The following is a 25,865-nucleotide window of genomic DNA, read 5'->3' on the forward strand; positions in this document are numbered from 1 at the left end:
GCTCGTCGCACCGCGGCCTGAATGCTGAGCGCAATTACGATGGCCACATGGCCGCTCCACTAACGCTGGAAGTGGACGGTCGGCAGGTCGCTATCACCCACCCTGACAAGGTCGTTTTCCCAGCCATCGGGGTTACCAAACTCGACCTGATCAACTACTACGTCGCTGTTGCCGACGGTGCGCTGCGCGGCGTCGCCGACCGGCCGATGATCCTCAAGCGGTTCGTCAAGGGCATCACCGAAGAGGCCATCTTTCAAAAGCGGGCACCGGAGAAACGGCCGGACTTCGTCGACGTCGCGGAGCTTAAGTACGCATCCGGAACCTCGGCGAAAGAGGCGGTCATCCACGATGCAGCCGGTCTGGCCTGGGCGGTGAATACCGGATGCGTCGACCTCAACCCGCACCCGGTTCGCGCCGACGATCTCGCTCACCCCGACGAACTGCGAGTCGACCTCGACCCGATGCCTGGGGTCGATTGGCAGCAAATCATCGACGTCGCGCTGGTCGCCCGGGAGGTACTCGAGGAGCATGGCCTGACGGCGTGGCCCAAGACGTCGGGGTCGCGCGGATTTCACATCTACGCCCGCATTCAGCGGCGATGGCCCTTCAAGTTCGTCCGGCTGGCCGCGCAGACCGTAGCCCGCGAAGTGGAACGGCGGGCACCCGAACTTGCCACGGCTCGATGGTGGAAGGAAGAACGCCAGGGCGTGTTCGTGGACTTCAACCAGAACGCGTTCGATCGGACGGTGGCCTCGGCGTACTCGGTCCGCGCGACGCCGGATGCCCGGGTCTCGACACCGCTGTACTGGGCCGAGGTCGCCGACTGCCATCCCGAGGCCTTCACGATCGCGACCGTGCCGAAGCGATTCGAGAACGGCGACCCGTGGGAGGCCATCGACGATCACGCCGGCACTTTGGATGCATTGCTCGATCTCGCCGACCGGTTGGGGCCGGCCGAGAAAGCGCCGAAGGGGGCGAAGAAGGGGACGGGCAGGCGAGCGTCGGTGATGCCGCTGATCGAGATCGCGCGCACCAAGACCAAAGACGAAGCCATTGCCACACTCGACGAATGGCGCTCACGTTACCCAGCAGTAGCTGAAAAGCTCGAACCCGCAGACATTCTCGTGGACGGCATGCGCGGGCCCAGTTCGATCTGGTACCGCATTCGGATCAATCTGCAGCACGTTCCTGAACAGGAGCGGCCACCGCAGGAGCCGCTGCTTGCCGACTACAACCCGTGGCAGAACTATTCCGGACCGCAGTGGATGCGCCGCGGCTGATCAGTTTGCTGTACGAACCAAAACCGGTTCTTAATAAAGTATTAGCGGCTACTCCCCGTTGCCTTATATCGGATCGTTACCGTCAGTGACAAGTCGGGCGAAACAGGGGAGGCTGCGGATGTACGGAAATCCGGCATTCGACTGCGACGGCGCGCAGATTCGGGCGCACAGCCGACAACTTGCCACCGTGGTGACGATCCGCGGCGCCCTGGACGATGCCAATCTCGACGGGGTCTGCCAACACACCAAGCGTTTCGTCGTTCGTGAGAAGCCCGTGATTCTCGATCTCAGCGACGTGAGTTCGGCTTCTCCACATATGGTTTCGCTGCTGTACGACATCGACGACGCCTGCACGGCAGCCGGGATCGAGTGGTCTCTGGTGGCGAGCCAACCGGTACATCGCGCACTGCGTATCGCCGACGTTGACGTGCCGACCGATGGTTCGGTCGCGGATGCGCTCAACCATTTCGCCGACGAAATGCTCGAACGCCGCCGGCTCCTTCCGCTTCTCACCAAGAGCGCTTAGAGACAGGATCGATCACAGTGCTTCTCGACATTCGGTGGTTGAAGTTCTTGGTGCACGGCCGGCGCCACAAGCCGCGCGGCACTCTTGCCCTGACAAGCGGCTGACGCAAATTCGCTTATAGAGTCACCACCCGTGTCGGGTGGTTGGGGAACGGTGTTCGGCGAGTTCGTTCCGCCGGCGCTCGTCGTCGCGCTGTCGCCTGGGTGCGCATCGCCGCTGGCGCCGTGCTGATCGCGCTCGGGGAATGGCACTGGGTGACACGTGACAGGTCAGCCGCGGCGCCGTCGTGGTTGACCCCGCTGAGCAAAAATCACGCCGATCGCCGCGTTCGGTCTCGGCTTTGGGCTGATTGTGGTCAATCCGAAGGTGCTCGCGATGAACGCCGCGGCGGGTCTGGTGATCGGCACAGCAGCGTGGGGCCTACCCGCGACCTGGCTTGCCGTTGTCTACTACTCCGCGTTGGTCGTCGGTTTGTTTGTTGATATTCACCGGAATTCGCGCGATGTAGCCGTCATTCGGGCTTGATTTCGTCCTGGTACTTCTTCGTCATGTGGTCGATGGCCTGCAACTGTGTTTGTGCGAGCTCTTCTCGCACTCCGCTGGCCCGGGCCGCCGCATCGACCGTCGGCTGCGCCAGGCCCTGGAAGTGCGGCATGACCTCGGCGGCGAACAGTTCCGCAGACCGCTTGGTAGCGGCGGGATTCGCCCACTCGTGGCCCATCTGCAGCATGCATCCGAACCCACCGGACTGATCCCACAGCCGCTGCACCTGCGCGCGTGCCCGTTCCGGCGTGCCGATGACGCCGGCACCGGCGTCGTTGATGATGTCGATCATCTCGTCGAGCTGCTCGCCAGGAATCGTCATCTGTGGGAAGGCCGCCACTTTCTGGAAGTACCGGAACCAGGGCTCGATTCCGTACTTGACGTCGGCGCGCGCCTGCTCATCGGTTTCAGCGATGTGGAACGGCCCGACGAGTGTCCAGTCCTTGCGGTCGACCTGGGTGCCGAACGCTGCGGCGCGCTCCTCCACGATGCCCCAGTGGTAGGCGAGCGCATCGAAGCCCTCCACGACAAGGGTGGCCCCGATCGACAGCAGGCCGATGCCGTGCTTGCCGGCCAGCCGCGCTCCTGTCGGCGAGGCCACCGCGGCGACCGCCAGCGGGATACCGCCCTCGGAGTACGGCGCGAGTTGCAGCCGGGCGTCGAACAATTCGTGCGTGGCGGTCTTGGCCGACACCGTCTCGCCGGCCAGCAGCCGCACCACGATGTCGAGGTTCGTCTCGAGCAGCTCCCGCGTGTCGGTCGGAGTCAGGCCGATCATCGCCGAATCCGTTGGTAAAGAGCCAGGTCCGACTCCGCCGATGATGCGGCCGTGGGTGAGGTGATCGAGCAGCATCAAGCGGTCGGCGACCCAGAGCGGATTGTGATACGACAACGAAATCACGCCCGTTCCGAACCGGATCCGCTTCGCGCGTTCGGCGGCCGCGGCGATGAAGATCTCCGGCGAGCTGATGATCTCGCTGCCCGCAGAATGGTGCTCGCCGAACCACACCTCGTCGAAACCCAGTGCGTCGATGTGTTCGACGAACTCGAGGTCGCGTTGCAGTGCGAGTGTCGGATTGGTGCCCGCGCGGTGGAACGGCGCGATGAAGTATCCAAACCTGAGCTTGGCCATTGAATGCCCCTTTGCGTGAATGCCCCTTTGCGGTCGCGATGACCTGAGGCTAGTGCCGGACACCGGTTCGTCAGGTGCGATCACCGGTAACTGATCGTTGCGGGACCGCCGGCCCTGGTTCAGTAGTGCTGGGCCATGCTCAACACGACGAAGGCCATACAGATGAGTAGGTTCAGCAGCACGAGAACCACGCCCGCGACGATCAGCCATTGGATGCCGCGGCGACGTCTGCGCTCGAAGTTGGTGAGGCGTTCTTCGCGCTGAATCTCGGTCGCGGTGAGCGCGAATTTGAGATCAGTGAGTTCACTTTCCGCGCACGGCGCACCAGCCGCTATCTGTTGTAGTCGCGCGGGTGCGATCGGAACGCCGACGCCCGCGCAGCGCCGGCTGATCCGTCGTGCTGCCCTGCTGCCCAGCGCGTGATCCCGTGGGATTCCCCATACGCCCGCCAGCGGGTTCGACGGGGTGGTCATAACCCAGCATTGTCCTACTCCGGGGCGGCGATTGTCGCGAAATCAGCGGTGCCGCTATTGAACCGGGCAGACTCCGCGTTCGAACATCCGAGCAGTTCAAGCTGTTCTTCAACAACCTGGTAACCATCCAGAAGCTGCCATCGTCGGCTTAAGCTTCGTCTATGACGGAGTCGCGACGGGGCCGTCCGCGCAGCCATACGGTGCATGCCGCGATTCTCGAGGCGACGCGTGCACTACTGATCCAAAGCGGCTACGCCTCGCTGTCGATGGACCGCGTGGCCAACCATGCCGGCGTCGGCAAGCAAACCGTCTACCGCCGGTGGCCCTCCAAGGCGCCGCTCGTGGCCGAGGCGGTCATGGATTCATATCCAGGCGGATTCGAACTGCCCGACACGGGCGACATCGCCGCAGACCTGCGCTCGTGGCTGCACAGCAATGCGAAGGCTCTTGAGGCACCGGAGAATTCGGCCCTGGTGCGTGCCCTTGCTGCCGCCGCGGCCGACGATCCTCGCGACGGTGAGGCTCTCTATCGTCAACTCACCGGGCCGCAACACGAAGCGGTCATCCAGCGACTTCAAAATGGCGTCGACGCGGGCGTGGTACGCACAGAAGTTGACCTCGAGGCCGTGGCCGATGCGGTCATCGGGGCGATCCTGTACCGCGTGGTCTCCCGCAGCTCCACTACCGACGAAACGCTCGGCCATTTCGACGGGCTCGTCGAGGCCCTCGTCGGGGGCCTCAGCCGGCCGCCGGCGCGCCGACGTTCAGGGCAATGACTCCACCGACCACCACCTACCGAAGGCGATCCCGTTGCGCTTTCGATAATGTTCAGTGGTGACCGACGCCCATTGCGAACTGGTCGACCCGGCTGATCCGCGCGGCCCGAAGGCGATTGGATCGGCGTCCGGGCCGAAACCCATTACGGGAGCGATGGATTCGGCGCCTCCGTCGGCACGCTGTTCGACGAACGCGGATCCGTCGCGGCCATTCAGCAGGCGCAGCTGGTTCGGCGCCGCTGAAACTCAGACCTCGTCGGCCAGTTCCTCATAAGGTGAGTAGATGAGCGGCGGGGAGCAGCGCGCCGGAGTCGAGCTGACGAACCTCGATCAACCACTGAGTCCCGACGCCGGGGCGACCAAGCGCGACTTGGTGGATTACCTGGATGCGGTGGCCGACCGAATCCTGCCTGGACTGGTCGGCCGGCCGCTCACCGTGTTGCGTGTGTTGCGCGGTCAGCCGCCGTTCATGCAGAAGAACGCGCCAAAATACACCCCCGACTGGGTGAAGACGCTGTCCATCTGGGCCGAAAGTTCCAAGCGCGAGGTGCGCTACCCACTGTGCGACGATCGGCGCACTCTGATGTGGCTGGCCAATCAGCGCGCCGTCGAGTACCACCCGACGTTGGGTCTGGCTGACAACTTCTACCGGCCCACGCACTTGGTGCTCGACCTGGACCCGCCCCCCGACAACGACTTCGGCGCAGTGGTCGCCGCCGCGCTACTGGTACGCCAAGTCCTCGCGGATTGCGGTTTGGCCGGCGCGGTTAAGACCAGTGGCGCCAAGGGCGTGCACGTGTTCGTGCCCGTCGACGACAGCTCCCCCGCCGATGACGTAGCGGCGGCCACTCGCGCCCTCGCCGCCAGGGCCGAAGCACTCGATCCTGCCTTGGCGACCACGGCGTTCATCGTGGAGGACCGCGGCGGCAAAGTATTCGTGGATTCCACCCGCGCCGGTGGCGCGACCGTCGTCGCCGCCTACAGCCCCCGTTTGCGTCCGGGCGCGCCGGTCTCGTTTCCTTTGGACTGGTCCGATTTGGACCGGGCAACGCCTGCCGACTTCACGGTGCACACGGCGATCGACGCCCTTGCTGGTCGCGACCCCTGGGGTGAGCACATGCCGGCCCCGCAGCGCCTACCACGTGATCTCGTCGAGCAAGGCCACACGATACCGGTCGCTCGAGTCGCCGCCATGCACGAAGGCAAGCGTCGCGCCCGCGCCCGGCGAACCGCCGGGGACTGAGAGAATAGACGGGAAGTGGAAGAAATGATCTCTTCCACTTCCAACGTATAACTCACATGGGGGCTTGCGGCAAGCCCCCGGCCATGCCGCACAATCGCTGGCCTAGACCGGAACCGGCGATCTATGGGGGCATGTGTCAACTCGAGACTACGAAGACGAATTGCGGTCCGAGCGGAGCTATGTGGCCGGGCTGTACACGCGACTCGACGCCGAGCGCGCACAGGTGAAGGGTAGATACAGCGCTGCGTTGCGGGGAAACGGCGGCACACTCGTGGAACGAGATGTCGAGGTGCGTGCGCTCGCCAAACAGGCGAAGCGGCTCGACGTGGCGGACAGCGGGCTGTGTTTCGGCCGGTTGGACACCGTTTCGGACGAACGGTTGTACATCGGCCGGATAGGCATTTTCGAGCGTGACAACGAGTACGAGCCGTTGCTGCTCGATTGGCGGGCGCCGGCGGCACGCGCGTTTTACACTGCCACCGCCGCGCACCCTGAGGGCATGCGGCGCCGCCGCCAGTTCCACACACGCGGGCGTCGAGTGCTCGAATTCACCGACGAGGTCCTCGGCCGCCCGATCGGCGACGAGGGAGGCGATGCAGCCCTGCTCGCGGCGGTCAATGCGCCGCGCGGCGACGGGATGCGGGACATCGTCGCAACAATCCAGGCCGAGCAGGACCAGATCATCCGGCTCGATCACTCTGGCGTGCTGGTGATCGAGGGTGGTCCGGGCACCGGGAAGACAGTGGTGGCGCTACACCGCGTCGCGTACCTGCTCTACACCCAGCGAAAGCGGATGGAACGCCATGGCGTGCTCGTCGTCGGCCCCAATACGGCGTTCCTCAGCCACATCGGCCGCGTGCTGCCGTCTCTGGGCGAGTCCGACGTGGTGTTCATGACCGTCGGCGACCTGGTGCCCGGTCTGCGCGTCAGTGCCGAGGACACCGAGGAAGCCGCGCGGCTCAAGGCCTCGCTGAAGATCTTGGACGTGCTCGCCAGGGCTGTCGCCGATAGGCAGCGGAAACCGAAGGATCCACTACCGGTCGAACTGTCCGACGTCACTGTGCGGATCGACGCCGAGACCGCAGAGTGGGCCATCGACGAAGCGCGCACAAGCGGGCTGCCGCACAATGAGGCCCGCGCGGTGTTCCGTGAGATCGTCACGTACGTCCTCACCGAAAGGGCGATAGCGCGGATCGGCCGAGGCTGGCTGACCCGGGAGGACCGTCACGCGTGGGAGCAGCTGCGGACAGCGCTGATCGACGAGCTCGCGGACAACGACAGGTTCACTGCCGCGCTCGACGAACTGTGGCCGATGCTGACGCCGCAAACACTGCTGGCGCAGTTGTACTCCTCGCCCGAGCGGCTGCGCGCCGCAGGCGCCGACGAGGCGCTGTATCGAGCCGACGGCGACGCGTGGACGGTGTCGGATGTGCCGCTGCTCGATGAACTGGTCGATCTGCTGGGCCGCGACAAATCGGCCGACGATGCCGCCGAGCGGGAACGGAAGGTCGAAGAAGAATACGCCGCCGGGGTGCTGGACCTCATGATCAGCCGCGAAGACTTGATGGACGACGAGGACCACCTCCTCGCGCAGGACCTGCTCTACGCCGAGGACCTGGCCGATCGCTTCATCGAGCGCGACACCCGCGAACTCGTCGAACGCGCTGCGGCAGACCGGGATTGGACCTATGGGCACGTGGTGGTCGACGAAGCCCAGGAATTGTCCGAAATGGACTGGCGGGTGCTGATGCGGCGTTGCCCAAGCCGATCGTTCACAGTGGTGGGCGATCTGGCCCAACGCCGGTCGGTCGCGGGGACGACGTCGTGGGCCACGATGCTGGAACCGTACGTGCCCGGCCGCTGGGTCTACCGGTCGCTGTCGGTGAACTACCGCACCCCGGCGGAGATCATGACCGTCGCTGCCGCGCTGCTCGCGGAGTTCGCGCCGGATGTTCAGCCACCGGATTCGGTGCGCGCGTGCGGTGTGAAGCCATGGTCGCGAGAGGTCACTGACGGCGAATTACCCACTGCTATACAGGAATTCGTGCAGGACGAGGCCGGGCGTGAAGGCACCAGCGTGGTGATCGGTCCACCGGGTACGCCGGGCGCGGTGACGCCGTCGGAGACGAAGGGCCTGGAGTTCGACGCCGTTCTGGTGGTGGAACCGGATCGGATCCTCGCCGACGGCCCACGCGGTGCGGCCGAGCTCTACGTCGCGCTCACCCGCGCCACCCAACGCCTCGGCGTCCTGCATCAGGGTCCGTTGCCGCAGGCCCTGACCGGACTCGCCCTACTGCCAGGCGAACACCGGTTGCTCTAGTTCGTCGGGCCAGGGAAAGGCCCCCCATCCCGATCAGCACTTCAACCCGACGTGGACCGTCGTGGCCGTCTGCAGATTCGGCACACCGGCCGCGCATCTCACGTTCTTCCAAAGACGACTTCAGCGGTCATGGCGTTCGCGCTACTGGCGGTCGGCTACGTCATCATCACAATGTTCACCATCTACGTCACGGTGGTGATCGGTGTGAGCTTGCTGGTCTACATCTTCGGGCTGTAGAACAAGGGGATCACGGTGCTCGACCGCGAGCAGGGCAGCGCCTGGGCCGACCCTGTTTCGTCAACTGCCCGCTGAGTAGGCGCGCGTGTCATCCCGCTATGCGGCGGCGGGCGAGTTGTTTTACCTCATCGGCGAGCGCTTCAGCGGTCAGGATGCCGGGCAGAAGTTCGGGTTCGGTCATCATCGCGCGGAACACCTGACCGATCGTGACGTCGTGATCGGGACGTTCGATGATGGTCACCGCATCGTCGGCGCGCAGTAGGCCCGGCGCGATCACCCGGAAGTAGGCGCCCGGCTTCGCGGCACGGGTGAAGGTGTTCATCCAGCCTCGGATTCCGAGGAAGTGGGTGAATGTGCGACAGGGAGTGCGCGGCCGCGACACTTCCAAGATCAAGCCGTCTGACCCCACACGCCACCGCTCACCGATGACGGCGCCCGTCACGTCAACTCCGGCGGTGGTCAGGTTCTCGCCGAACATGCCGTTGGCCAGTGAGCGGTCTAGCTCTCCCTCCCAAGCGTCGAGATCCTCACGCGCATAGGCATATACGGCCTGATCATCGCCGCCGTGAGATTTCCGGTTGCCGATCAGGTCGCCGGCCAGGCCGCTGCCCAGTCCTTTGCGTCTGTCACCGGGCGCGCGCACGGCGACCGGTTCGGTTGTCGGCCGCTTGTCGAAGCCGGTTTTCCCCCGCGGACCATCCGAATAGTGGTGAGCGATATTCACAGAGAGCACTTTCGGCACCACGCCACAGTACGGCGACCTGCCCGCTACGGCAGCACGGTGCGCATCAACATCACGTTGTATGCCGACCACAATGACAAATTGAAGTACAGCTCCCTACCTGTCGACCAGGGATGGAGGTACGGCGCGTAGATGCCGCCGGGGAACTGCATCGACGACACGAGCATCTGCTCCGGACCCCACGGTCCTTGCGGCGCCGGCGCAGTCCGTGCCACGACGTCGTTCATACCGTTGGTGTACAGCACCAGATATTGCTTGAGATATGTGTTGAACTGGGCCGACATTTCGCCCACCGGACCGGGGATCACCACCGTCGCGGCCGCCGGATTGCCTGGAACCCAGGAATTTTGGTCGGAGTTCCAGTATTCGTAGTGCCTGAGATCAGGCACGTAGCCGGGAAGGACCCGCGCCACAAACGCCGAACCACCGCGTCCTGACGGGGTTCCGAACGAATAGAGGTACGGGTCACCGGGCCCCGGCTTGAGAAACGCGCCCATCTGGAAATTCTCATTGCCCGCAACGTAACGGCCGCCAGGGACACTGTCCGGCGTGGGCACGCGGACGGAGTCGGGGTAGACACCCCAATGTTCACCATTGTCGGGCGACACCGCGATTGCCGAGTAGTTCGTCGTCCATGCGCCGTTGTTGTCCCAACTCTTGATGGACATGAAGTTGAGGTATTGGGTTTTGCCCACAGAGATCCCGGCGGTCGGGATGATTCCCGTCTCGGTCGGCGCCCACTTGGTGCTGTTGATGATCTGTTTGGAAACGCCTGGGGCCCATAGCGGTGAGCCGGAGTAGCTGTTGGAGACCACCCCGTTCGGGACGCTGATTGTCTTGGCGAGAGAACCGTCCTGGCTGCGGAACAGCGTGTTGTACCGCCATTGCTGGCCGTGGACGCTGCAGTAGCCGTAGGTGTCGCCGAACGCCATGAGCACTTGATGGCCGGCGGGATCGCCGTTGTCCCACATGATCCCGAGGTCAGTACCGGTGATGGAGAAGCGTCCGACGGTGTCGTTTGGGCTGTCCGGTCCGGTCACCCAGCCGACGAGCGAGGTCCCAGGCGGCGCGGGCGGAGGCGCCGGCTGGGCTGCTGCTGCATCCGGAACCGGCTGAGTAGCGTTGGGCGGCTGTTGATTACCCGCGCCGGGAGGAGTGGGCGACGGCGCCACCGCCGCTTGCTGCTGCACCCGCCCGGTCTGTGGAGACAACGCGTGGAGAAGGGCGGACGGCACCTGCCCCAGCCTGGGCAGCGGTGCGCCCTCATTCGCGTTGCGAGGCCTTTGCCCTATCGGTCGGCGGTTAGACGACGACGGTAAGTCCGGAGTCGCGGCGGATTCGGCGGGTGGTTGGGCCGCTGCGGCAGCACCTTGGCAAGGCTCGGCGGTCGCCGGTGGCGCGACGCCGATCGCAACGCAAAGGACGAGAACGGCCGCCGACGCCACGGACACCGATGCGGTTGGCAGACGCGGCGACATGTCACACCTTTCAGGGGCACGACGTCGCGTTGACGTCAGCGGTTGGCTGATGTGACGATAGTGATGAATGAGGCCCTTGTGCTCACTGATGTACGGATAGGTACGCATCCGTGACCATGTCGCAACCGCACCGGGTGACTCGTCAGACGATGAACGTGCTAGTTAGTGACTTCCGCGGTTTGAGACTCGATCACTGTTTCCGGTGAGGCTGTGCGCTCCCACAGCAGCGCGCTGACACACGCTGTCACGACCCATCCGGTGCCGACCACGCTGCACCAAATCAACAGGGCCATAGCAACGCCGATCGGACCGAAGCCGTCCCAGTCGTGCAGCAACGACGGGAAGAAGAGCCGCGCGCCGACCGGGATGGCAATTCCGTCGATGACCACCCCGGCCAATCCAGCCAGCGCGAGATGTGTCAGTCCACGGCCGCCGTCGCGGACCAGCAGAACAGGGGTGAGCGACCAGAACAGCCAGACCGGCAACAAGCCGACGACAAACAGCAGCGCGTGCATATGTCCGGTGTGGTGGCCGCCGAACATGATCCGTTCACGGATGGCGATCGTGGTCAGATACAGCAGGAACCACACGGTGCCCCGCAACAGTCTCTCTGCGAGCCCGAATTGCTCGCGGCGCCAGGCCTTCGCGAAGATTCCGGCAACAGTGACCGACATCGGTATCCCCCACACCAGGAACCCCGCGACCCCGAACAACGTCCAGTCCGCCTTCAATCCTGAGGAATGTCCGAATGCCTCACGGACCCGGTCGTTGAGGGGATGTCCAAGGGCGAACTGCCGGATGAAGATGGTGCCGGGGCTAGCGTTGTCGGCGAAGCCTGTGAAGTAGCTGAAACCGATGATGGTCAACGGGATGATCGTGGTGAACAGCTGGGTGGAGACGACTGCACCCTTTGTGCCGCCGTCGATTTCGTTGAAACGAGCCACAAGTGCTGCAAGAGGTCTTACCTTGCGTGACTCCTCCAACCGCCGATAACGCTCCTCGAGCCGTCGACGGATTTCCTCCCTGTTACTGCTTACGCTCATAGGTCGGCGAACTCCTCGAACGTCCCCAAGCCCAGGATGGGCAAATTTCGTCTGGGGTAAATATTAGAGCGAGGTTCACCAGCTGACATGGAAGCGGCCGTCGTGGCGGATTGAACGCTGCTTATCGCCTGGTGCGTGCGACTGGCCAAGGCGCTCCGACCGGCACGCGATCCGGCGCTGCCCGGAAGCTGGCAGCGAAGATCAGCCGGGTATCACCGGCAGCGTGACAGCAGACGGGTGATCCCGGTCATGCAGAATTGTCTGTGTTGCGATGCGAGTCGCCGTGTCCGCCCCGAACGGCGCACCGGTGTTGGGGTTCGGCGCGAACTGGGGATAGTCGCTGCTGGAGATTTCCAACCGAATGCGATCTCCCGCGCGGAATTCGTAACTCGTTGGCCAGACATGGATTTGGTACTCGTACGGACGGCCCGGCGTGACCGGGGTCGGGTCTGCCAGCGAGTCCCGGAATGACGTCCGAAGGATTCCGTTGTTCAGGTTGATTACCCGACCATCAGGCTTGGCCACCGTCAGCTTCGCCGTGAAATCTGTATCTGTAGCGCTGGATTGGGCCCAGATTTGCACTGTCACCGGGCCCGTGACCTCGGTGTCGCGTTCGAGCGGGGCGCTGCTGTACACCAGGACGTCTGATCGCTGCTCGACGGGAGATTGGTCGTAGGGCCCCTGAGGGCCGGAACTCGCACCACAACAGGAGTGACCGCCCAGGCTCGGCGCTGGGAAAGCGGGGTCATAGGTGTACGTATCCGGCGGCTGAGCAGCCGGTGCGGAAGGAATGAGTTCGCCCTTCCGGTCCGCGATTCCGCCGCCCCCCGAGAGGTAGAATGTCGTCCAGTTAGTCTGTGGCAGAGGCCAACTCGTCGCCGACTTCCAAGCGTTAGCCCCCATGACAAAGTAGTCGACCTTAGGACTGCCGGCGACGTCGTTGTTCGTCCCCTTCAGGAAATGGTCGAACCACGCCAACATCATGTCGTTGATCGGGCTGTCGCCCACCGCGCCGATCTCCTTGAGCAGCGGCGCAGGCGATGAGTCCGGCCTTCCCCAATTGACGTGATCCCAGGGCCCGATAACCAACCGCTGATTGTCCCTAGCCAGGTCCGTGCCACCGTGGGCGACCATTCCGGCGAAGTTCTCGATGCCACCTGCGAGAAAGGCGTCATACCAACCCTCAAAGTGCAGCACCGGCACCTTGATCGACGCGTAGCGGTCCCTGACGCTGAATTGCTGCCAAAAGCCGTCGCGCGTGGAGTGGCGGATCCAGTCGAAATACCACGGTGCCACCGCGGGGTTATGCGGTTGCATTGGCGGCAGGTCGTTGAAGGGCCGAAAGTCCATCCAGCGGGTTGGCTCGGCATCCGCCGCCTGCAGTTCGGCGACGGTAGCTTGATCGTTGCGCGTCCGTGCCGCTGACGTCGCGAGTCCAATTGCCCACGGCTGCACGAACGCCAACCGAAACTCGCCACCCTCGTATGTCCATCCGTCGTAGTAGTCCGAGGCGGTGTTGGCCGGGACGATCGTTGCAAGATGCGGCGGCGCCGTCGTCGCGGCGAGCCACTGCGTGGCGCCGACGTACGAGGACCCGTACATCCCCACCTTGCCGTTGGAGCCGGGCAGGGCAGCGGCCCATTCGACCGAGTCGTAGCCGTCCTGCATGTCATTGGTGTACTCGCTGAACGTGCCGCCCGATGCGCCCTGGCCGCGCACGTCTTGAATCACCACCAGATAGCAGTGCGAAGCGAACCAATCTGGACTCTGGTAGCGCGATCCGGCCTGTGCACCAGACTTGCCGTACTGAGTGCGCATCAGGATCACGGGTACCGGATCGTCAGCGTGTGGCCGGTAGATGTCGGCGCGCAACACGGTGCCGTCCCGCATAGTCGCCGGCACATCCCTCTGTTCGGCGACCTCGCACGGGCCACGTCGCGCACCAGCCGGGAAGGGCCCGGACATACCGGCCCGGTCGCCGCCGGTGCATCCACTCGCGACAAGCACCCCGACCGCGGCGAGGGCGCAGAGGCGGACGGCGAAGGAACGCACGTCACAACGCTAGTTCTCCAACACAAACGGTTTTGGTGGAATGCACCTGGACGGCCCGCCAACAGTGCATAGGCCAACGTATGTGGTTCCTCGTATCACTTGAGATTCTTGACTGTCAGCTCAATCGCGGACATGCCCACAGTGTCGGTCCTGTCTCAGCATTACGCGGGTGGGGTTCGGAATTTGACTGTGTGACACCAACTCTCACCCAATTCATGTATGGGAGCGGAGGAGGGGAGCCAAGTTGCGGTGAGTCCGCACGACGCCTACATGCGTCCCTCCAGGGCATTGGAGGCAAGGCGGTTCCTGTGAACTACTTGTGAATGTGCGAAATCACGGCCAGTATTGCCGCTATATAGGTTGCGTGATATAGATACCGATGTGGGAAGTCAGCCGACCAATGGCGACGTCGGCGACTGCGTCGGCGAGCTTCTCGATCAGGCAATGGACCTGACGGCGCGGTTCCTTGCCGACCGGGCCGATTTGAGCGCATCCGCCGCGTTCGTGATGAACAGAGTGTGCCGTGAAGGGCCTATTCGGCTTACCACGCTGGCCGCCAAGGAAGGCGTCAGCCAGCCGTCCATGACTCAACTGATCCAGAGGCTGGAGCGGCTGGGCTTGGTTACCAGGCTCGCTGATCCCGACGACGGCCGCGCTGCCCTCATCGACATCACGCGAGACGGTCAAACGCTGCTCGACGAGCGGAGGCAGATGCGGCGGCAGCGCCTGAGGATGCTGCTGGAAAAGCTGTCGTCTGAGGAGGAATCTGCGTTGTGGCTTTCCGCGAGGGTCGCGCTTCCCGTGCTACATCGACTTGTCGAAAAAGCCGACTGTCCTTCGGAAGGTCTTGTGGGGCAACGGATCGCGACCCAGACGACTACCACAGAATGGCCGTCGTAGCGGAGAGCGCAGACAGTATTCGAGAAGTCTCGACGGTCGTGACGCGATCCGTCGATCAGCGGAAGGCGGTCGGGTGAGGGCTATTCCGGTGAGTCGCGCGCTGAAACGCCTGTGGATACCGTTGGTTCTGATGATCGTTCTGGCGACCTCGAGCCTGGTCGTATCGCGTTTGCACAAGATGTTCGCTTCAGCGGACCTGAATGCCAACGCCGGTGCGGGTATCGAGATCGTCCAGTTCAACCCGAAGGTCATGGTCTACGACGTGTACGGCTCACCCGGAACCACGGCCCATATCAGTTATTTCGACCCAGACGCGAACGTGCACTCGATCACCGCACCGCTGCCCTGGTCGGTCACCTTGTCGACGACGTTGCCGACGGTCAGCGCCAACCTCATGGCGCAGACCGACGGCGACCAGATTGGATGCCGCGTCACCGTGAATGGAACCGTCCGTGAGGAGCAATCCGCCAACGGGGTCAACGCCCAGACCTACTGCCTGGTGAAGTCGGCATGACCGATACGGCTACCTCGACCGCAACTGGACATGAGAAGCGCCCCGTCATAGCGCATAGCCTGCGCATACTGGCGCTGCCGATCGTTTTGTTCTGGATCGCAATCGCGGTCCTGGTGAATGTCATTGCCCCGCAACTCGAGGTCGTCGGCGAGCTGCATGCGGCTCCGATGGCTCCAGAGGACGCGCCGTCGATGCAGGCGATGAAGCTGATGGGCGCCAACTTCAAGGAGTTCAACTCCAACAGCACGGTGATGGTCGTCATCGAGGGCCAGCAGCCCCTCGGCCCGGACGCCCACAAGTACTACGACGAGATCATCCACAAGCTGCGGCAGGATCCCGAACATATCCAGCACATCCAGGACTTCTGGGGCGACACGCTGACCGCGGCGGGGGCGCAGAGCGCCGACGGCAAGGCCTCCTATGTGATGCTTAACCTCGCCGGCGAGCAGGGCCAGACTTTGGCGAACGAAGGCGTTCAGGCCGTTCGCAAGGTCATCGAGGACACCAAAGCGCCGCCGGGGGTTCAGGCCTATGTGGCAGGCCCGGCAGCGCTCACCAACGATTTGCACATCATCGGCAACGCCAGCCTCGGCCAGATCACCCTGTTCACCCTCATCGGGATCGCGGGCATGTTGCTGGTCGTCTACCGCTCGATCGTCACCACGCTGATCCAGCTCTTCCTGACGTTTCTCGGATTGCTGACCGCACGCGGAGTGGTGTCGGTGCTCGCCAGCCATGGCGCGTTCGGTCTCACGACGTTCGCGGGGAACATCCTGACAATGCTGGCGATCGCGGCGGCCACCGACTACGGCATCTTCATCTTCGGTCGCTATCGCGAAGCGCGCGGCATGGGCGAGGACCGGGATACCGCCTACTACACCACCTTTAAGTCCGTGGCGCCTGTCATCGTGGGTTCGGGTCTCACAATCGCGGGCGCGACGTACTGCCTCAGTTTCGCGAGGTTGCCGTATTTCAGCACCATGGGTGAGCCTGTCGCGATCGGCATGATCGTGATCGTGGCAATTGCTGTCACGCTAGGGCCTGCCATCCTGTTCCTCGGCAGCCGCGTCGGGCTCTTCGAATCCAAACGCCCTCCCCGAAGCCGGTTTTGGCGACGGGTCGGTACTGCTGTAGTCCGTTGGCCCGCACCCGTTCTCGTGGCAAGCCTATTCGTGGTGTTGATTGGCTTGGTGGCCATTCCCGGCTACAAGCCGGCCTACAACGACCGGTACTACATGCCTGCGGATGCCCCGACCAACATCGGCTTCGCCGCCGCCGACCGGCACTTCTCACAGGCCCGGATGAACCCCGACATCCTGATGGTCAATGCCGACCACGACATGCGCAATCCCGCCGACATGCTGGTCCTCAACGCGGTGGCGCGAAATGTCATGCATACCGAGGGCATCGCGATGGTGCAGAACATCACCCGGCCATTGGGAATTCCGATCCAGCACAGCTCGATTCCGTTCCAGACGAGCGTCCAGGGGCAGACCAGCAACATGAACCTGCCGTTCCAGCGGGATCAATTGGCCAATCAGCTCAAAACTATCGATGAGACGAACGTCTCGATCGACATCTTGGAGAAGCAGTACCAACTCTCCCTCGAGCAAACCAAGCTCACGCAGGACTCGGCGGCCAAGTCGCAGGCCCTACTCGCGACCACCGAAAAGCTTCGAGACAACATCGCGAACTTCGATGACCAGTTCCGGCCCTTGCGCAACTACTTCTACTGGGAACCGCATTGCTTCGACATCCCCTTGTGTGCCGCAACACGGTCCCTGTTTGATGCCCTCGACGGGATCGACGAAGTGACCGACCAGACGAGTGCGGTGCAGGCCAACACCGACCAACTGGCCGACCTCGCTCCGAAGCTGACCGCACTGCTTCCACAAACGATCGCGTCGATGAAGGCCAGCAGGGACCTGTCGCTGGCGTCGTACAACTCTCAGAAGGCCCTGCTCGACCAGTTGCAGGCGTCCAACGACACCGCCCTGGCGATGGGGCAGAGCTTCGACCAGGCCAAGAACGACGACCTGTTCTACCTGCCCCCGGAGGCCTTCCAGAACCCCGACTTCAAACGCGGTCTCGGGATGTTCCTGTCACCGGACGGCAAGTCCGCTCGCATGTTCATCACCCACCAGAGCGATCCCGCGACGGTCGACGGCATCGCCCGGATCGACTCCGAACGCAAGGCCGCGCAGGAGGCCTTGAAGATGACCTCGCTCTCGGATGCCAAGATCTACCTGGGCGGGGTCGCGGCAACCTATAAGGACATGTCCGACGGCGCCCGCTACGACCTGATGATCGCCGTTGTGGCGTCGCTGACACTGATCTTCATGATCATGCTGATCCTCACCCGAAGCGCGGTGGCTGCACTCGTCATTGTCGGCACGGCGGCCAGCTCGATCGCCGCATCCTTCGGCATCTCGGTGTTGATCTGGCAGGACCTGTTCGGTATCCGAATGCAGTGGATCGTCATGTTGCTGTCCGTCATCATCCTGTTGGCAGTGGGTTCGGACTACAACCTGCTGTTGGTGTCGCGTTTCAAGGACGAGATCCACGCTGGATTGAAGACCGGCATCATCCGCTCCATGGCCGGAACCGGCGGCGTGGTGACGTCGGCCGGTCTGGTGTTCGCAGCCACCATGGCGGGGATGATGGGCAGCAAGCTGATCGTGCTCGCCCAGATGGGTTCCACCATCGCCATCGGACTACTGATCGACACCTTCATCGTGCGCTCGCTGCTGATGCCGTCGATCGCGACGTTGTTGGGTCGATGGTTCTGGTGGCCGCAGGTCGTCTACCCACGCGGCGACCATCACTTCCTGAAACCGCAACCCCGACGTCCGCCAAGCGACGATCCGGACACGGTGGCGATCCCGGCCCGCGTTTAGCACGTAGAGCCGTCCACATCCGTTCGCAGTTGACTGGGCACCACATCTAGTTGGCTTTCTGCCAGATGCCTTGGTGCGGCAATACTCTCGTGTCGTACGCCATGGCTAGCGGGTGGCCATCGTCAGGTGTCATTTGGAGAAGACGCGCGACGGCTCACATCGTTGCCTAAGTGTTCGCTGTACTACATAATCAGCCGGTGATCTTGAACCGTCTTCGCACGTTGGCCGTTGCGCTGATCCCCGTACTGTCGTTGCTGTCGCTTCCGGTGGCTGCCGCCGATGCGGAGCAGGGCGCTCACATCACCGACATCCAGCACGTCAATGACCGCTGGGACAAGGTGTCGGTGTACTCACCGGCGATGAACATCGTCATCGTCAACGATGTCTTCAAGGCCCCGAAAGCCGGTGCGCCCGTGCTGTATCTGTTGCCTGGCATCGACGGCGGCGACGACCTCGATGGGTTAGGCATCGCGCCCGGCGGCAAGAGCTGGTTCGGCATGACCGACATTCAGGGCTTTTTCGCCAACAAGAACGTCAACGTCGTCTCCCCGCTCGGCGGCCCGTTCAGCTGGTGGACCAACTGGGTCAACGACGCCAGCAAGCAGTACCAGACCTACATGACGCAGGAACTGCCTCCGCTGATCAACAAGCAGTACAACACCAACGGCCGCAACGCCGTTGGCGGCCTGTCGAGCACAGGCGGCACCGCAGTCGATTACGCCGTTCAGGCGCCCGGCCTCTATCGGGCCGTCGGCTCCTACAGCGGTCTGCTCAACCCCGCGGATCAGCCCCAACAAGTGGCATTGACGCTGATGGGTGGCGGGCAGAGCGCCGATAACATGTGGGGCCCGGCAGGCGGCCCGCTGTGGGTGGCACACGACCCGTCAAAGAATGTCGCGAAACTCAAGGGCGTCGCGGTCTATGTCGCCGCGTCGGCCAGCGGCGGAGTGGGCGCCGTCGACCAGCTGCCCGAGGGCTTCGGACCCAACATCACCGGCGGCCTGATCGAGCGCATTGTCGCCGACAGCACCAAGGTGTTCGCCGACTCTGCGGCGGCTGCTGGCGTCCCGGTCAACTACGTCGTGCGACCCGAGGGCTCCCACACCTGGGGCCTGTTCGGATCGGAGATGCAGGAGTCCTGGAACACCACAATCGGACCAGCCCTAGGCGCATAGCCCGAAGCCGACGTCCACCGGCCTGATGTTGGGTGAGCCGGTCGACGACCATGGCGGATGTCGCCGTCATGCCAATCCAATCTTCGATAGGCACCTGGTGCCGCGACGGCTTCTACCAAGCTGTACTCCAGTTGGACTCATGGTCCCAGGATGGTTTGCTGCGCGAACGAATTGGGATCTACCGGCCGCTCAACCGGTTCTGAACATGGTGCGCGCAATTGGGCCAGCGGGTGGCGCGGATGCGGATCGTCGGGATGACAGTCCGCACAACGTCATAGCGCGGGATGCTCCAGCGCGAGCCCGCCGCACCCCGCAGTGACGGTAGTGACGCCACCGCCAGCCGACGGCGCCGGCCTTGGTTGCCGACGGGGAATGGACACGGTGAGACTCAAGGTCCCCCGGGCGACGGCTCGTCGGTCTGTTGAGCGTCCGGCTCGGGAAAGAAGCTGTCGGCCATCCGTTTGAGTTGCGCGAGATGCGAGGCTGACAATGCCCACTCCGGGCCGTCATGGGGTGCATCTCCGGTGGGGGCGGGCGGATCGGGCGTTGCCTTGATCGCCTTTGCGAGCAAGTCCCCGGCGTCGGCGTCTCTGCGTGCGTTCCTGGCAAGGCTCCTTGCGATGCCTGCCTCTTTGGTCGCATGTTCAGCGGCTGCACGGTGCACTTCTCGCCCGAACAGCCAGCCCACCGCCGTGGTCACCAGGCCGCCCAGCGCTCCGGCTACGTAAATGAGGCGACTCCACAGTTTTTCGTCCTGGATGTACTCGGCACGCCAGTACAGCAGCCCGCACAACGCAAGGTATGCCAGAACAACCAGAACGGTGAGGCCAAGCGCCACCCAGAAACCGGCGCCGGCGTTCGCCGGGAAAGACGCAGTCTCTGACTCGGGGTCTTGTTGACGTTGATTCGACATCCGCCGCCCTCCGAGCCTCGATTGCCTAAACAGTGTGACAGAAGGGGCTCCTGGCTGGATTTCACGATTCGAACCGTGACCGCATTGGTCCGAAACACCGCCAGCGTCTATGTGTTGATGAAGCTACTCGGCCACAAATCTATGGTCACTTCGCAGCGGTATGTCACAGCAGCCGGAACTGAAACCCGCACAGCCGCGGCCCAAAACAGGCTCTACAGCCTGCTCGACAAGCTGGACTAGCTTCGATCACCGACGTATAACGGCGCTTGAGCCGCCAGGCTGGTGCGTTGCCGAAAGTCTATCTTATGTCAGATTGACTGCCATATGTACCATATTCAGTTGTACTGCAACATATTTCGAAAGAATCGCGCGCACCGATAATTCGTCAGGAAGCGCTTTCGCGCGTTCTTCCAGCCATATTCGGGGTGACACGTCGACTGCAGCAGTCACGCAGCTTGATTCATCGGATGAATCGACTACTCGATGGGGAGGCGCCGCAGTCAGCAACGGTCCCGACAGTGGCCTCCACCCGGGCGCCCCTCCCCCACTGGGAACTGACGCGGTTGTGCACGGGCCACCGTCGAAACGCCTTTGGCCACAACAGATTAACAGGTAGCTATCAGGATTAATTCAGGTGACTTACAGAATAGGCGCAGCGCGCAAAACGCGTAGTGCAATTACCACGCCCGCCGCCGGTCCGGAAGACACCATCACATCGGTGTGCGCAGCGTTTCAAGCGAGTTCCACCAATCGCTAGCCAGCGCGCCCGGCGACCCTCAGCCGACGAGCGTGGGTGCGAGTCGCAGGAAATGGCACCGAGATTCACATTTGCGTGAGCCCGTTCGTCATTGTTGATACGCCCAGGATGTAGTCGACGAATCACTGTCAGGTGTAGGCGGAATGGGTTAGTTAACGCAACTTAGTTGTCCGTCGGCGCCGATCATCGAGTGCAGCAACGGCTTTGGCAGAATACGACTAGCATGGTCCCTCACCCGAGTTATGGACCTCGCCACGACAAAGCCGTGGATGATCCGCGCGCAGTCGATGAGGCCGCCGTTGACGGAATTTGCCCAAACATGACAGCGACGGTTGGCTGCCCAACGGCCGGGGACGCACTGCCCGCCGCGGTATGCGCCCGCCGCCAGTCGTGGGCGGGCGCGCCGGTTGCTTGCCTACGATCAATTCCCTGATGAAACGACTCCGCGTGGACCGCAGCGGTCGGGGCATCTCGAACGCAATCCCGCTGATTGACATGGGCACCATTGAAAGCCCTCAGTCGCCACAACGCTGACTTCGTCAATTTTGACAGACACGCGGTTTTGTCCGCGACATAATTCAGCCGACGGGCACCTCCACGGAGATAAGCTGCACGCCTGTACCGAACGGCCCGCGGCGCGCCGGTAAGCACCAAGACCTCGATTCTTAGCCAAGGCGTCTTAATCACACGCAAAGACAGACGAAAGATCCGTCTGCCAAACTGCGATTGTATCGCCGTCATGCGTACCAGCACATTCGCAATAATGACAGTTATATTGGCTATTGCGGAATCGCAACAGGACCATATCCAGTATGGATCAATTCAGACCACACCGGGTCCGACAGAAGCGGTCGGAGCAATTCGTCACCAAGGGTTAACACCGTCTGCCCGGCGCCAAAAAACCGCGTCACGACATTTGGCCATGTGCCGAGTGATCGTCGCCATGGGAATCCAGGACCGTGTCCGATTTAGTACCCACGGCGCCGGAACCGGTCACCGGCACACGCGCCACCTGGTGCGGCTACCTCGAGGGGCCACCGAGCCCGCCAAACTGCGTGCGATCCGAACCATCCCCACACTTGAACAGCCCGATAAGTGACGGCTAGAGTGGCCTTGAATGCGTCAGCCTGCATGGTCGCAGGGGCCGGGAGCCTTGTAGCGCTCGACCCAGGGTTCGAATCCCGGCGTATTCTCAGTCGGCTAAGGCCCTCGCCACCACTGCGGTGGCGAGGGCCTTAGCGGCGTTCAGGCCTCCTCCAGGCGCGCCCTCATCGATCGCCGCCTCCCGCCCGCGATCGCGCTCGGGGCATTGTCAAGACCCCTGGCGAACTCTGTAATAACGTCGGCGTGTGAACTTTGCACCGCTATAATTTTTTGCTTTTCGGATCCCGTAGCGGCTTGACCAAGCGGCCGTGAAAGCGCACAACAAGATCAACACTTCAGACCGCGGCTTCGGGGCCAATGCCGACCCGGCCGGGCGCCAAAATCCGTTCGAATCAGCCATTCCCGAACAGGTTTCTTTACCGACGCATAAATTGCTGCCGGAATATGCTGCGCAGCTGTCGCAGTGTCTTTACGATGTCGTCATTCAGAATGGACCGGCCGTCCACGTCCCCACTCCGAGATGGAGGCATTAGATGCCCGTTCAAACTACCTATCCCGGGGTCTACATCGTCGAACAGATTTCCAGTTCGCACGTCATCTCTGGGGTGTCGACCTCGGTGACCGCATTCGTCGGAGCAGCCCGCAAAGGCCCGTCGGACACCCCGACCGCCATCGGCAGCTACGCGGACTTCGTACGAACATTCGGCGACCCCGTCGACGCCACCGACCATCCGATGGGGTACGCGGTCTCACACTTCTTCGCCAACGGCGGCAGCCAGGCGATCGTGGTACGTGCTTTGGCCTCAGACGCGGTGGCAGCGTCACTTCCTCTGACCGACGCCAACGGCGTGACCATCACGCTCACGGCGAAGAGTCGCGGCGGGTGGGCGAACGGCACCGGGAGCGGGGCCGCACAGACCGGGATATTCGTGGCGGTCAGTGCCGCCACAACCAACACCAACGACCGGTTCACACTCACGATCAGCAGTTGGGCACCCGGCATCGGCGCCGCCTCGCTGCTCGCCCGCGAAACGTGGAAAGAACTGTCGATGTCGCCGAACAACCCGCGTTACGTCGCCACCGTGCTGGCCGGCAGCGCACTCGTCTCCGCGACCGTGACCGGCGCCGAAACCAATACGTCCGAGGGGTATTCAGAAAGCAAGAACGACCTCTCGGCAGGAGTTGTCGGCCTCGCCCACCGGACGCTGCGGGTGTCCATCGACCAAGGGGCGCCCCAGGACCTCGTCCTGTTCCCGGCCGGCACCGCGGCCGACTCACACAACACCGGCGACCTCGTCACGTTCATCAACGCGGCGGGCCTGGCGCTGACCGCCAGTGACGACGGCGGCAAACTCGCCCTCACCAGCCACACCCACGGGCCCGACAGCGCCGTCGTCGTCGGACTAAGCGGAGCCCAAGACGCCAGCAGCCTGCTGACGATGGGGGTGGCGGCCGGTGGCACCGAGATCTCCGGCAGCGCCGCCGACCGGCCGCCGGCCACTGCTGCGACCGGGCTGGCCAACGGCACCGACGGCTCCAACGTCGACGCCCACGCCATCGTCTCGGCCACCGAAGGCGAGGGCATGCTCGCCCTCGACGTGCTGAACTTCCCCCGGTTCAACCTGCTGTGCCTGCCCGGAGTGACCTCCATCAACGTCGACGCCGTCAGTACCGCACTGGCGTACTGCCAAACGCAAAACGCGTTCCTGCTAGTCGATCCCGACCCGAGCGTCACACAAGCCAGCGCCGTCGGCGCGGCGGGACTGTTCGCCGCCGAAGGCCAACACGGCGCCCTGTACTGGCCGCGTCTGATCACCCCCGACTCAACGTCGTCAGGCCTGCCCCCATGCGGCGCTCTCGCCGGGATCATGGCGCGCACCGACAGCCAGCGCGGCGTTTGGAAAGCGCCCGCCGGGCTGGCGGCGGGGGTTGCGGGCGCCATCGGAGTCGCCTACCCGACCAGCGACAAGGCCTCCGGTGATCTGAACCCGTTCGGCATCAACGTGTTACGCAGCTTCCCCGGCGCCGGTCTGGTGGTCTGGGGGTCACGCACGCTGGCCGGCTCGGACCTGCGCGGCGACCCATTCAAGTACGTTCCAGTGCGCCGAATCACGGACTACATTGAGGCCAGCCTCTACCTCGGCACCCAGTTCGCGGTGTTCGAACCCAACGACCCGGTGCTGTGGGGGCAGCTGCGGCTCGCGGTCGGCGCGTTCATGCGCGGGCTATTCCGGCAAGGTGCGTTCCAGCAGTCCGAGTCACAGGCCGAGTCCGACAGCTTCTTCGTCACCTGCGATGCGACCGTGAATCCGCAGTCAGAGATCGACGCCGGACGGGTGAACATCGTGGTCGGTTTCGCGCCGCTGAAACCCGCTGAGTTCGTCGTCGTCACCATCACCCAGATCCTCAACACCGGAGACTGACATGGCCGAGTTCACCGTCAACCCGACCCGCTACGACCCCTACAAGACACACATGTTCCGCGTGAAATGGGACGGCGTCTACGTGGCGGGCCTGTCCAAGATGTCGGCGCTCACCCGCGCGACCGCACCGGTGTCACACCGCGTCGGCGGTGACCCCTCCCACGATCGGCGCAGCCCAGGATTGACCACCTACTCGTCTGTCACCCTCGAACGCGGCGTCACCCACGACCCCGCGTTCGAGGCCTGGGCCAACAAGGTCAGCAGCTACACCGCGCCTGGCATCTCACTGCCCGACTTCCGCAAGGACATCACCGTCGATGTCTTCAACGAGGCGGGCCAACAGGTGATCAGCTATCACCTGTTCCGCTGCTGGGTGTCGGAGTACACCGCGCTTCCTGCCATGGACGCGGCGACCGCAGCCGTTGCCATCCAGTCCATCAAACTCGAAACCGAAGGCTGGGAGCGCGACGCATCGGTTACCGAACCCAAAGAGCTGAGCGTCTGACGCGATGGGCACCGGCGCCGAGCAGACCGTCACTGCGCCGGCGGCAGAAGCCACCCTGCCGGCCGTGGCCGGGTCCCGCGGCGCTGGCCTCTCGCGCCTGAACCTGCTGCGCGAGTTGGACACTGCCCACGGAGAACTCGAGCAGGCGCTGGCGATCCTGCAAGCATGCGGCGTCGCGGACGCGGCGCGACTGGCACTCGGGGTCATCGACCGGCTGCTGCTGCACGCCCACCGGACGGTGTTGGGAACCGACCTGGAGATGGTGGTCACCTGCCCACAGTGCGCAGTGCTCAACGCGCTGCCGCTCGGGGCGTCCGACGTACCCGACTACGCGCCGCGGTCGGGGTGGTGCGGCCCGGGGGCCGGCGTGCGTGAACCCACCCCTGCGGACCTGACCGGGCTGCCGGACGATCCCGACGCCGCCGGCCGGATCGTGGTCCAGCGTTGCACGGCCGGCCCGGCCGACGGCCCCCGCGACGTCGCGGCGCTGGAATGGGCCGAGCAGTCGCTATGTGGCGCCGTCGCGGTCGCCTGCATCGAATGTGGCGCGCCGATAGAGGAATTCGTCGACGTGCAGCGCCTGGTCACCTCCGCGATCGCGGCCGCGGTGGCCGAGGCCGACGTCGAGGTCCACCTCCTGGCGTCGCGGTACGGCTGGGATCTGGCCAGCATCGAAGCGCTTCCCGACGCGCGCCGCAGCCGCCTCGCCGCACTCGCCGGCGGAGGCGGCCGATGACCGCGCCGAACGCTGGAACACCGCGCGGCCGCGGGCTGCGCAGGCTCATCGCCCGCGCACAGCGACCACCGGTAGTCCCCGGGCCCAGCGCCGCCG

21 protein-coding genes and 2 pseudogenes are annotated in these 25,865 nt (G+C 63.9%); 16 read left to right on the forward strand and 7 right to left on the reverse strand.

Annotation, left to right across the window (positions count from 1 at the left end; translation table 11 throughout):
- Positions 1–47: 47 nt before the first annotated feature.
- From ligD (VJV41_RS23785) to VJV41_RS23795, 3 genes are all read left to right on the forward strand, one after another.
- Positions 48–1,280, forward strand: coding sequence for a non-homologous end-joining DNA ligase (gene ligD, locus VJV41_RS23785; protein WP_325337870.1), 1,233 nt, complete (start codon positions 48–50; stop codon positions 1,278–1,280).
- Positions 1,281–1,398: 118 nt separating this feature from the next.
- Entirely contained in the window at positions 1,399–1,806 is a 408-nt protein-coding gene (locus tag VJV41_RS23790; RefSeq protein ID WP_325337872.1) for an STAS domain-containing protein, read from the forward strand.
- Between the two features lie 375 nt (positions 1,807–2,181).
- Positions 2,182–2,331 carry a hypothetical protein gene (locus VJV41_RS23795; protein ID WP_325337873.1) on the forward strand — a complete coding sequence of 50 codons (150 nt, stop codon included), beginning with the start codon at positions 2,182–2,184 and terminating at the stop codon, positions 2,329–2,331.
- Here VJV41_RS23795 and VJV41_RS23800 read toward each other — a convergent pair.
- Both VJV41_RS23800 and VJV41_RS23805 read right to left on the reverse strand, forming a co-directional pair.
- Positions 2,318–3,481 carry an LLM class flavin-dependent oxidoreductase gene (locus VJV41_RS23800; protein ID WP_325337875.1) on the reverse strand — a complete coding sequence of 388 codons (1,164 nt, stop codon included), beginning with the start codon at positions 3,479–3,481 and terminating at the stop codon, positions 2,318–2,320. The genes VJV41_RS23795 and VJV41_RS23800 overlap by 14 nt on opposite strands.
- A 119-nt stretch (positions 3,482–3,600) precedes the next feature.
- Complete coding sequence (locus VJV41_RS23805) at positions 3,601–3,954, reverse strand: hypothetical protein (RefSeq protein WP_325337876.1); 354 nt, start codon at positions 3,952–3,954, stop codon at positions 3,601–3,603.
- A 161-nt stretch (positions 3,955–4,115) separates the two neighbouring features.
- Here VJV41_RS23805 and VJV41_RS23810 point away from each other — a divergent pair, with 161 nt between their 5' ends.
- The 5 genes and pseudogenes from VJV41_RS23810 to VJV41_RS23830 all read left to right on the forward strand — a co-directional run.
- Positions 4,116–4,730 (forward strand): TetR/AcrR family transcriptional regulator, encoded by a 615-nt coding sequence (locus VJV41_RS23810; RefSeq protein WP_325337878.1) that lies wholly within the window; start codon positions 4,116–4,118, stop codon positions 4,728–4,730.
- Positions 4,731–4,835: 105 nt separating this feature from the next.
- Positions 4,836–4,973: pseudogene (locus tag VJV41_RS23815) on the forward strand (hypothetical protein); the annotation flags it as partial.
- 40 nt (positions 4,974–5,013) lie between these two features.
- Positions 5,014–5,973 (forward strand): non-homologous end-joining DNA ligase, encoded by a 960-nt coding sequence (gene ligD, locus VJV41_RS23820; RefSeq protein ID WP_325337880.1) that lies wholly within the window; start codon positions 5,014–5,016, stop codon positions 5,971–5,973.
- A 133-nt stretch (positions 5,974–6,106) separates the two neighbouring features.
- Entirely contained in the window at positions 6,107–8,293 is a 2,187-nt protein-coding gene (helR, locus tag VJV41_RS23825; protein ID WP_325337881.1) for an RNA polymerase recycling motor ATPase HelR, read from the forward strand.
- Between the two features lie 105 nt (positions 8,294–8,398).
- Positions 8,399–8,605: pseudogene (locus VJV41_RS23830) on the forward strand (alpha-ketoglutarate transporter); the annotation flags it as partial.
- Positions 8,606–8,618: 13 nt separating this feature from the next.
- On the opposite strand, the gene VJV41_RS23835 reads toward VJV41_RS23830, so the two are convergent.
- The 4 genes from VJV41_RS23835 to VJV41_RS23850 form a co-directional block, all read right to left on the reverse strand.
- The gene (locus tag VJV41_RS23835) at positions 8,619–9,272 is read right to left on the reverse strand and encodes an MOSC domain-containing protein (protein ID WP_325337883.1); all 654 of its coding nucleotides are present in this window, start codon (positions 9,270–9,272) and stop codon (positions 8,619–8,621) included.
- 26 nt (positions 9,273–9,298) lie between these two features.
- Positions 9,299–10,750, reverse strand: a complete 1,452-nt coding sequence (locus VJV41_RS23840) for a DUF4185 domain-containing protein (protein WP_414685039.1) — start codon at positions 10,748–10,750, stop codon at positions 9,299–9,301.
- A gap of 158 nt (positions 10,751–10,908) precedes the next feature.
- On the reverse strand, positions 10,909–11,793 hold the full coding sequence (locus VJV41_RS23845) for a hypothetical protein (protein ID WP_325337886.1): 885 nt from the start codon (positions 11,791–11,793) through the stop codon (positions 10,909–10,911).
- Positions 11,794–11,994: 201 nt separating this feature from the next.
- Complete coding sequence (locus VJV41_RS23850) at positions 11,995–13,758, reverse strand: CocE/NonD family hydrolase (RefSeq protein ID WP_325337906.1); 1,764 nt, start codon at positions 13,756–13,758, stop codon at positions 11,995–11,997.
- 468 nt (positions 13,759–14,226) lie between these two features.
- Between VJV41_RS23850 and VJV41_RS23855 the strand changes: the two genes are divergently transcribed.
- The 4 genes from VJV41_RS23855 (at position 14,227) to VJV41_RS23870 (ending at position 19,331) form a co-directional block, all read left to right on the forward strand.
- On the forward strand, positions 14,227–14,745 hold the full coding sequence (locus VJV41_RS23855; protein WP_325337888.1) for a MarR family winged helix-turn-helix transcriptional regulator: 519 nt from the start codon (positions 14,227–14,229) through the stop codon (positions 14,743–14,745).
- A 130-nt stretch (positions 14,746–14,875) separates the two neighbouring features.
- Positions 14,876–15,259, forward strand: coding sequence for an MmpS family transport accessory protein (locus tag VJV41_RS23860; RefSeq protein WP_325337890.1), 384 nt, complete (start codon positions 14,876–14,878; stop codon positions 15,257–15,259).
- The gene (locus tag VJV41_RS23865) at positions 15,256–18,156 is read left to right on the forward strand and encodes an MMPL family transporter (RefSeq protein WP_325337892.1); all 2,901 of its coding nucleotides are present in this window, start codon (positions 15,256–15,258) and stop codon (positions 18,154–18,156) included. Before VJV41_RS23860 ends, VJV41_RS23865 begins: the two co-directional genes overlap by 4 nt.
- 197 nt (positions 18,157–18,353) lie before the next feature.
- Positions 18,354–19,331: an alpha/beta hydrolase family protein gene (locus VJV41_RS23870; RefSeq protein ID WP_325337894.1), complete on the forward strand. Its 978-nt coding sequence runs from the start codon at positions 18,354–18,356 to the stop codon at positions 19,329–19,331.
- A 388-nt stretch (positions 19,332–19,719) separates the two neighbouring features.
- Here VJV41_RS23870 and VJV41_RS23875 read toward each other — a convergent pair whose 3' ends face one another.
- On the reverse strand, positions 19,720–20,244 hold the full coding sequence (locus tag VJV41_RS23875; protein WP_325337896.1) for a hypothetical protein: 525 nt from the start codon (positions 20,242–20,244) through the stop codon (positions 19,720–19,722).
- 75 nt (positions 20,245–20,319) lie between these two features.
- On the opposite strand from VJV41_RS23875, the gene VJV41_RS23880 reads away from it, so the two are divergent.
- The 4 genes from VJV41_RS23880 (at position 20,320) to VJV41_RS23895 (ending at position 25,769) form a co-directional block, all read left to right on the forward strand.
- A complete protein-coding gene (locus VJV41_RS23880) occupies positions 20,320–20,484 on the forward strand; it encodes a hypothetical protein (protein ID WP_414685041.1) in 165 nt (54 codons plus the stop codon).
- A gap of 2,154 nt (positions 20,485–22,638) precedes the next feature.
- Positions 22,639–24,528, forward strand: coding sequence for a phage tail sheath subtilisin-like domain-containing protein (locus VJV41_RS23885; RefSeq protein WP_325337898.1), 1,890 nt, complete (start codon positions 22,639–22,641; stop codon positions 24,526–24,528).
- 1 nt (position 24,529) lies between these two features.
- Positions 24,530–25,033: a phage tail protein gene (locus VJV41_RS23890; protein ID WP_325337900.1), complete on the forward strand. Its 504-nt coding sequence runs from the start codon at positions 24,530–24,532 to the stop codon at positions 25,031–25,033.
- A gap of 4 nt (positions 25,034–25,037) precedes the next feature.
- The gene (locus VJV41_RS23895) at positions 25,038–25,769 is read left to right on the forward strand and encodes a hypothetical protein (RefSeq protein WP_325337902.1); all 732 of its coding nucleotides are present in this window, start codon (positions 25,038–25,040) and stop codon (positions 25,767–25,769) included.
- The last annotated feature ends 96 nt before the right edge of the window (positions 25,770–25,865 follow it).

Origin of the sequence: Mycobacterium sp. (assembly GCF_035274705.1) — a bacterium.
Classification (GTDB): domain Bacteria; phylum Actinomycetota; class Actinomycetes; order Mycobacteriales; family Mycobacteriaceae; genus Mycobacterium.

Coding starts and splice junctions, on each gene's coding strand:
- ligD (WP_325337870.1), top strand. CDS start 48: ATGGCCGCTCCACTAACGCTGGAAGTGGACGGTCGGCAGGTCGCTATC.
- VJV41_RS23790 (WP_325337872.1), top strand. CDS start 1,399: ATGTACGGAAATCCGGCATTCGACTGCGACGGCGCGCAGATTCGGGCG.
- VJV41_RS23795 (WP_325337873.1), top strand. CDS start 2,182: ATGAACGCCGCGGCGGGTCTGGTGATCGGCACAGCAGCGTGGGGCCTA.
- VJV41_RS23800 (WP_325337875.1), bottom strand. CDS start 3,481: ATGGCCAAGCTCAGGTTTGGATACTTCATCGCGCCGTTCCACCGCGCG.
- VJV41_RS23805 (WP_325337876.1), bottom strand. CDS start 3,954: ATGACCACCCCGTCGAACCCGCTGGCGGGCGTATGGGGAATCCCACGG.
- VJV41_RS23810 (WP_325337878.1), top strand. CDS start 4,116: ATGACGGAGTCGCGACGGGGCCGTCCGCGCAGCCATACGGTGCATGCC.
- ligD (WP_325337880.1), top strand. CDS start 5,014: ATGAGCGGCGGGGAGCAGCGCGCCGGAGTCGAGCTGACGAACCTCGAT.
- VJV41_RS23840 (WP_414685039.1), bottom strand. CDS start 10,750: ATGTCGCCGCGTCTGCCAACCGCATCGGTGTCCGTGGCGTCGGCGGCC.
- VJV41_RS23845 (WP_325337886.1), bottom strand. CDS start 11,793: ATGAGCGTAAGCAGTAACAGGGAGGAAATCCGTCGACGGCTCGAGGAG.
- VJV41_RS23850 (WP_325337906.1), bottom strand. CDS start 13,758: ATGTCCGGGCCCTTCCCGGCTGGTGCGCGACGTGGCCCGTGCGAGGTC.
- VJV41_RS23860 (WP_325337890.1), top strand. CDS start 14,876: ATGATCGTTCTGGCGACCTCGAGCCTGGTCGTATCGCGTTTGCACAAG.
- VJV41_RS23865 (WP_325337892.1), top strand. CDS start 15,256: ATGACCGATACGGCTACCTCGACCGCAACTGGACATGAGAAGCGCCCC.
- VJV41_RS23875 (WP_325337896.1), bottom strand. CDS start 20,244: ATGTCGAATCAACGTCAACAAGACCCCGAGTCAGAGACTGCGTCTTTC.
- VJV41_RS23885 (WP_325337898.1), top strand. CDS start 22,639: ATGCCCGTTCAAACTACCTATCCCGGGGTCTACATCGTCGAACAGATT.
- VJV41_RS23890 (WP_325337900.1), top strand. CDS start 24,530: ATGGCCGAGTTCACCGTCAACCCGACCCGCTACGACCCCTACAAGACA.
- VJV41_RS23895 (WP_325337902.1), top strand. CDS start 25,038: ATGGGCACCGGCGCCGAGCAGACCGTCACTGCGCCGGCGGCAGAAGCC.